Source organism: Kineococcus vitellinus (genome assembly GCF_009906315.1).
GTDB classification, from domain to species: domain Bacteria; phylum Actinomycetota; class Actinomycetes; order Actinomycetales; family Kineococcaceae; genus Kineococcus; species Kineococcus vitellinus.
The window spans coordinates 1-6,220 of record NZ_JAAALL010000267.1 but is presented as its reverse complement, the minus strand read 5'-3'; the positions used below and the strand labels follow the sequence as shown (position 1 = coordinate 6,220).

6 protein-coding genes are annotated in these 6,220 nt (G+C 77.4%); 2 read left to right on the top strand and 4 right to left on the bottom strand.

All coding sequences use genetic code 11. The features are described from left to right. Positions 1-1,406 (bottom strand): DEAD/DEAH box helicase (locus GTQ99_RS18480; RefSeq protein ID WP_205707772.1); only part of this gene is annotated, 1,406 nt, incomplete at its 3' end. 124 nt (positions 1,407-1,530) lie between these two features. Then, complete coding sequence (gene hflX, locus GTQ99_RS18475; protein WP_166617188.1) at positions 1,531-3,132, bottom strand: GTPase HflX; 1,602 nt, start codon at positions 3,130-3,132, stop codon at positions 1,531-1,533. Between the two features lie 134 nt (positions 3,133-3,266). Here hflX and GTQ99_RS18470 point away from each other — a divergent pair, with 134 nt between their 5' ends. Beyond that, a complete protein-coding gene (locus tag GTQ99_RS18470) occupies positions 3,267-3,884 on the top strand; it encodes a class I SAM-dependent methyltransferase (protein WP_338075098.1) in 618 nt (205 codons plus the stop codon). Here the strand turns inward: GTQ99_RS18470 and dapF are convergent. Both dapF and miaA read right to left on the bottom strand, forming a co-directional pair. Further along, entirely contained in the window at positions 3,868-4,863 is a 996-nt protein-coding gene (gene dapF / locus GTQ99_RS18465) for a diaminopimelate epimerase (RefSeq protein ID WP_166617189.1), read from the bottom strand. The two genes, GTQ99_RS18470 and dapF, sit on opposite strands and share 17 nt — an antisense overlap. Beyond that, positions 4,851-5,801, bottom strand: a complete 951-nt coding sequence (gene miaA, locus GTQ99_RS18460) for a tRNA (adenosine(37)-N6)-dimethylallyltransferase MiaA (protein WP_338075096.1) — start codon at positions 5,799-5,801, stop codon at positions 4,851-4,853. The genes dapF and miaA overlap by 13 nt, the downstream gene beginning before the upstream one ends. A gap of 130 nt (positions 5,802-5,931) precedes the next feature. Between miaA and GTQ99_RS18455 the strand changes: the two genes are divergently transcribed. Next, the coding region (locus tag GTQ99_RS18455; RefSeq protein WP_240897709.1) for an antitoxin at positions 5,932-6,220 on the top strand (289 nt) is incomplete at its 3' end.

Sequence of the window (6,220 nt, the reverse complement as noted above, 5' to 3'; positions counted from 1 at the left end):
CCCTCAGCCTCGGCGGCTCCTTCGACGCGGTCGCCGCCGCTGCGGGCGCGCGCCAGGCCGAAGGCGCCGGCGACCGCGTCGAAGGAGCCGCCGAGGCTGAGGGTGGCCGACGTCGCGACGACCGTGCGGTCGGTGAAGACCCGCTCGCGCAGCAGCCCGGCGACCGAGAGCGGGGCGACGTGCAGCGACGGCGGTCGCGCGGCCGGGCCGGAGCCGGCCGTCACCCACGCCACGTCGTGCCCGTCCGAGCCCTCGCGGGCGGCGTCCTCGGCCAGCCGCTCGGCCACGGAGAAGACCTCCTGCACCGCGGCGCGCGCCAGGTGCCGCGCGCCGCGGCCCTCGACGTCCTCCTTGTCCGCCCCGTCGGCGGCCTGCTTGAGGTCGGTCAGCGCGGTGCGGGAGGCGTCGCGCACGGCGACGACCGCGGCGGCCAGCGCCTCCGGCCAGCGGTCCAGGCGGCCCGGCGGCGCGCTCTCCAGGGCGCCCTCGAGGGCGCCGGCGGCGTCGTCGAGCGCCTCGGAGACGATCCCGGCGGAGCGGCGCAGCCGGCGGGAGGCCGCGGACAGCACGGCGGCCGACAGCTCCGCCGTCGCGACGGCCGTCACGCGGTCGGCCAGCTCGTGGGCCTCGTCGACGACGAGGACGTCGTGCTCGGGCAGCAGCTGGCCGCCCTCGAGGGCGTCGATGGCGGTCATGGCGTGGTTGGTGACGACGACGTCGACCGTGCGCGCCCGCGCCCGGACCCGCTCGGAGAAGCACTCGGCCGCCACGGGGCAGCGCTGCGGGCCCAGGCACTCGCGCGCGGAGACCGACACCTGCCGCCAGGCCCGGTCGCTGACCCCGGGGTCGAGCTCGTCGCGGTCGCCGGTGCGGGTGCTCTCCGCCCACTCGCGCAGCCGCACGACCTCGCGGCCCAGGCGCCCGCCGTCGGCGCCGCCGGCCTCCCCGGTGGGTGCCGACACGTCGAAGAGGGCCGCCTCGTCGGCCGGGAAGCCGCCGTCGAGCTTGTTGCGGCACAGGTAGTTCGTGCGCCCCTTGAGCAGCTCCCAGGTGGGCTCGCGGTGCAGCACCGGCGCCAGGGCACCGGCCAGCCGCGGCAGGTCGCGGTCCACCACCTGCGCCTGCAGCGCCAGCGTCGCGGTGCTCACCACGACCGCGCGCTCGGCGTGCACCGCGTGCGCGACCGCCGGCACGAGGTAGGCCATCGACTTGCCCGTCCCGGTGCCGGCCTGCACCAGCAGGTGGCGGCGGGTGCGGATCGCGTCGGTGACCGCCCCGGCCATCCGCGCCTGCCCGTCGCGGCGCTGACCGCCCAGGGCGTCCACCACGCGCTCGAGCAGCTCGGCGGCCTCGTGGCCCTCCACCTCCGCCTGCTCGACGACGTCCTCGGTGCTCGGTGCGCTCACGGGGGCATCCTCTCGCGCGCCACCGACACGACCCCCCGCACGAGGCAGCCCCCCACCGCTGCGGCAGCGGTGGGGGGCTGTGGGGACGGCGCCGACGGCCCGGCGGGACCGGGTCGGGGCCGCCTCAGGCCGTGCGCGTGGAGCGGAACGGGTCCAGCTCGGCGGCCAGCCGCGGGCGCACGCGGGCCAGCATCCGGGTGCCCGCCGCGGTGTGCTCCTCGGAGAGCACCTGACCGGTGGTGTGCACCCGGTGGACCAGCTCGCCGCGGTCGTAGGGCACGCACACGTCCATCTCGACGTCCGGCACCGGCAGCATCTCGGCGATGCGCGCCAGCAGCTCCTCGACGCCCTGGCCCGTGCGGGCCGAGACGGCGACGGCACCGCGCTCGCGGCGCAGCAGCCGGTCCACGACCTCCGGGTCGGCGACGTCGGCCTTGTTGACCGCCACCAGCTCCGGCACGTCCTGGGCCCCGACGTCGGCCAGGACCGCGCGCACCGCGGCCAGCTGCCCCTCGGGGTCGGGGTGCGAGCCGTCCACGACGTGCAGGACGACGTCGGACTCGGCGACCTCCTCCAGCGTGGAGCGGAAGGCCTCCACGAGCTGGTGCGGCAGCGAGCGGACGAACCCCACCGTGTCGGCCAGCGTGTAGGGGCGCCCCTCCGGCGTCTGCGCGCGCCGGACCGTCGGGTCCAGCGTCGCGAAGAGGGCGTTCTCCACCAGCACGCCCGCACCCGTGAGGCGGTTGAGCAGCGAGGACTTGCCCGCGTTGGTGTACCCGGCGATGGAGACCGCCGGCACCGCGCGCGCCACCCGCAGCGAGCGCTTGGCGTCGCGGGCGGTGCCCATGCCGCGGATCTCGCGGCGCAGCTTGGCCATCCGGGTGCGGATGCGCCGGCGGTCCAGCTCGATCTTCGTCTCACCGGGACCGCGCGAGCCGATCCCCGCACCGCCGGCGACGCGACCACCGGCCTGGCGGGACATCGACTCGCCCCAGCCGCGCAGGCGCGGCAGCAGGTACTCCAGCTGCGCCAGCTCGACCTGGGCCTTGCCCTCCCGGCTCTTGGCGTGCTGGGCGAAGATGTCCAGGATCACGGCCGTCCGGTCGACGACCTTCACCTTGACGATGTCCTCCAGGCCGCGGCGCTGGGAGGCCGACAGCTCGCCGTCGCAGACGACGGTGTCGGCGCCCTCGGCGGCGACGAGGTCGGCCAGGGCCGCCGCCTTGCCGGCCCCCAGGTAGGTGGCGGGGTCGGGGGTGGAGCGCCGCTGCAGGACGCCCGCGAGGACGTCGGAGCCCGCGGTGGCGGCGAGGGCGGACAGCTCCTGCAGGGAGACCTCGGCCTCCTGGCGGCTGGAGTCGGCGCTGGACCAGACCCCGGCCAGGACGACGCGCTCGAGGCGCAGCTGCCGGTACTCGACCTCGGTGACGTCGGTCAGCTCGGTCGACAGGCCGGCGGCCCGGCGCAGGGCGCGGCGGTCGGCGAGGTCGAGCTGGTCGCCGTCGAGGTCGGTGTGCCCGTCCTGCCGCCCGTCCGTCCGGCCGGGACCCTCGTGCTCGTGGTCCAGGGCGTCGGCGCCGTGCCCGCGCAGGATGCGCTCGACGGCCCGGTCGAACTCGCGGTCGCGCTCGGTGCGGGTGGCGGCGCTGCCCTGGTCGGCGACGACGTCGCGGTCGTGCTGGAGCTCCGCGGACTGCGGTGTCGCGGGAGCGGGGCGGTGGTTCATGGACCTCCTCGGTCGTGCCAGCCGGTCGATCTGACAGGTCCAGCATCCCTTCCAACGACGTGCGGGTCGACGGTATTTCGCCGCCGGCCACCGCGTGTCGCCGCCGGGCGGGCGCCGGGCCGTACCCTGCGGGCGTGGTCCAGACCGACGGTGAGCACTACTTCACGGCCCGGCCCGCGACGGCCGACGAGCGGCGCGAGGTGGCGGTGCGGCTGGCCGGGCGCGAGGTGGTCGTGCAGACGGCGCGCGGCGTCTTCAGCGGCGAGCGGCTGGACCCGGGGACCTCCGTGCTGCTGCCGCTGATCACCGACGGCGACGCGCCGGGAGACGTGCTGGACCTGGGCTGCGGCTGGGGCCCGATCGCCCTCACGCTGGCGCTGCGCCGCCCGCACCAGCGGGTGCACGCCGTCGACGTCAACGAGCGGGCGCTGGACCTGGTGCGGCGCAACGCCGAGCGGCTCGGGGTCGAGGTGCGCGCGCAGCTGCCCGACGAGGTCGACGAGGACCTGCGCTTCACCGAGATCTGGTCCAACCCGCCCATCCGCATCGGCAAGCCCGCGCTGCACGCCCTGCTGCAGCGCTGGCTGCCGCGGCTGGCCCCGGGCGGCGCGGCGCACCTGGTGGTGCAGAAGAACCTCGGCGCCGACTCGCTGCAGCGCTGGCTCGAGGAGGGCGCGGTGCCCGGCACGAGCACGACGCGGACCGCGACGGCGAAGGGGTTCCGCGTGCTGTCGGTCAGCCGGCCGGCGTGAGGCGCGGGGCCAGCAGCGCCGGGGCGATCGTCCCCGAGGCCACGAGCACGGCGGGGCCGGTGAGGTGCACCGTCCCCGCGAGCGCGCTGGAGCCCTCCGCGACCGTCACGAGGAGCGAGCCGCCGGGGACCTCCACCCGCCACACGTCCGGGGCCCCCGCCCCGGCCCAGGCCCGGGTCGCCAGCGCCGCCGCGCAGGCCCCCGTGCCGCACGAGCGCGTCTCCCCGGAGCCGCGCTCGTGCACGCGCATCCGCACGTCGCCGACGTCGGCGACGGAGTCCCCGGTGGTGTCCACCCCGAACTCCGGCACCACGAGCTCGACGTTCGTGCCGGCGGGCGGCACGGGCTCGACGGAGGGGGCGCGCGTGAGGTCGGCCTGCTCCAGCTCGACGTCGTCGGGCAGCGCCACGACGGTGTGCGGGTTGCCGAGGTCCACCGACAGCGCGGGGCGCGCGACGCCGTCCAGGCCCGGCACGTGCACGAGGGCGTCCGAGCCGGCCCGCAGCGCGGCCTCGCCGCCGACCAGGCGCCAGGGGCCCATGTCGGCGGTCCAGCGCCCCTGGGCCTCGCGGCGCACCCGCTTCAGGCCGGCGCGGGTGCCCACGGGCACCCAGCGGCCGTCGCCCGCCTCGGCCGGCAGGTGGCCGCCGGCGAGGAGGAACTCGGCGAAGACGCGCACGCCGTTGCCGCACATCTCGGCCAGCGAGCCGTCGGCGTTGCGGTAGTCCATGAACCACTCGGCCCGCCCGGCCAGCGCCGCGCCCTCGGCGATCGCGCCGGTGCGCACCGCGCGCACCAGCCCGTCGGCGCCGATGCCGGCGCGGCGGTCGCAGATCGCGGCGACCTGCGCGGGGTCCGGGTCCCAGGAGCCGTCGGGGTCGGCGACGAGGACGAAGTCGTTCTCGGTGCCGTGACCCTTGACGAAGGCGACGCCCCCGGTCGCGGCGGCGGCGGACGGCTGGGTGCTCACGCGGGCGATGCTACGGGCAGCTCCGCCAGCACCCGGCGCGCCAGGTCGGCGGGCTCGGCGCCGTCGGGCGCCTCGATCCAGCGCACCCGCGGGTCGCGGCGGAACCACGACTCCTGCTTGCGCGCGAAGCGGCGCGTCAGGCGGGCCGTGAGCTCGACGGCCTCCGCCGGCGTGCAGCGCCCGTCGAGGACGTCCAGCGCCTGCGCGTAGCCCAGCGCGCGCGAGGCGGTGCGGCCCTCGCGCAGCCCCAGGGCCTGCAGCCGCTGCACCTCCTCGAGCAGGCCGCCGGCGAACATGCGCTCCACGCGGGCGTCGATGCGCGCGTCGAGCTGCTCGCGCGGCACCGCGAGGGCGACCTGCAGCGCCGGGCGGACGTAGCGCTGCTCCGGCAGCGACGCGGCGAAGGGCCGCCCGGTGATCTCCCCCACCTCCAGGGCGCGCACGACGCGCCGCCCGTTGGTGGGCAGGATCCGCGCCGCCGCCTCGGGGTCGCGCGCGGCCAGCTCGGCGTGCAGCGCCGGGGCCCCCCGCTCGGCCAGCGCCGCCTCCCAGCGGGCCCGCACCCGCGGGTCGGTGCCCGGGAAGCGCAGGTCGTCCAGGACCGCGCGCACGTACAGCCCGGAGCCGCCGACGAGGACGGGCACGCCGCCGCGGGCGCCCACCTCCTCGAAGGCGGCGCGCGCGCTGCGCTGGTAGGTGGCCACGTCGGCGGGTTCGCGGACGTCGAGGACGTCGAGCAGGTGGTGCGCCACCCCGCGCCGCTCGGGCGGGGTCAGCTTCGCGGTGCCGACGTCCATCCCGCGGTAGAGCTGCATGGCGTCGGCGTTGACGACCTCGCCGGCGCGGCCGGTCCGCTGCGCCAGCAGCAGGGCCAGGGCGACGCCCACGTCGGACTTGCCGGTGGCGGTGGGGCCGACGATCGCGAGGAGGGGTTCCGGGTGGCCCACGCAGGCATGGTGGCAGACAGTGGTGCGCAGCCGCGGCCCGTGCCGCCGCACGGGGGTGGAGCTCACCGGCGCGGACTGGTAGGACGGGCGGCAGCAGCAGCGACCAGGGAAGGAAGCACTCGTGGGCACCATGCAGTTCCTCAAGGGCAAGCTGACCGAGGCCGCCGGTCAGGCGTGGGAGGCGGCCGACCAGGCCCGCGGCCGGGTCGGCTCGTTCGCCGCCGAGCACTCCTCGAGCGCGGGCGGGGCGATCGACAAGGCGGCCTCGTTCGTCAACGCGCGCACCGAGGGCAGGTACGCCGACAAGGTCGTCAAGGTGGGCGAGTTCGCCCGCAAGGGCGTCGACCTCGTCGCCGAGCAGGCCAAGTCCTCGCCGTGGACCGGTGGCGGCACGCCGATGCGCGGCGGCGCCGGCGGTG

Bases quoted from the DNA above. Each gene is read 5' to 3' on its own strand.
- hflX (WP_166617188.1), bottom strand. From the start codon at position 3,132: ATGAACCACCGCCCCGCTCCCGCGACACCGCAGTCCGCGGAGCTCCAG.